The organism is Winogradskyella sp. UBA3174, assembly GCF_002364335.1.
GTDB lineage: Bacteria > Bacteroidota > Bacteroidia > Flavobacteriales > Flavobacteriaceae > Winogradskyella.
Genome location: NZ_DEXW01000052.1, coordinates 1,552 through 2,270, shown reverse-complemented (window position 1 = coordinate 2,270; position 719 = coordinate 1,552). Strand labels below are relative to the sequence as shown.

Sequence of the window (719 nt, the reverse complement as noted above, 5' to 3'; positions counted from 1 at the left end):
AAATGCGGAATTGCTAAGCCAATAAATGCTATTGGACCAGCAAAAGCCGTTACAGTCCCTGCTATTAAACTTGTAGCTAAAATAATAATGAGTCGGCTTTGCTTTAAGTTGACACCTAAACTTTTAGCGTAGTTGTCTCCAAGCAACAAACTATTTAAACCTTTAATGGAAGCGATACTGAGTATAATTCCGACAGCATAAATTCCAAAGAAAATCAATAATTCATTCCAAGACAGATTACTTAGACTTCCAAATCCCCAAAAAATGTATTGTTGTAGTTGTTCTGCAGAACTAAAGTAGGAGAGTACACTAACCACAGCAGCTGTAATACTTCCAAACATTAAACCTATAATTAAAATTGCCATAGTATCTCTTACTTTGCTCGAAACTGCTAAGACTGCTAAAAGCACTAAGAAACTACCTAAACTTGCAGCTATTACAATACTCCATTTAGAGATTAAAGCCGTAGCAAACAAACCACCAAAAAGACCAGAGCCTAAAATGACGAGAGCAACACCTAAGCTAGCTCCTGAGCTGATACCTAATACAAAAGGACCAGCTAAAGGATTCCTAAATAAGGTTTGCATTAATAAACCAGAAATTCCTAGACCAGAGCCAACCAAAATTGCCGTAATGGCCTTAGGTAATCTAAAATCAGTCAAAATAACGTGCCAAGTCTTATTGTCTATGGTACCGAAAAGGCTACCAAAAATACTTTT

General features: G+C 36.4%; 1 protein-coding gene. It reads right to left on the bottom strand.

What is annotated here, in order from left to right:
* Positions 1-719 (bottom strand): iron ABC transporter permease (locus B2U95_RS09600; RefSeq protein ID WP_349675760.1); only part of this gene is annotated, 719 nt, incomplete at both ends.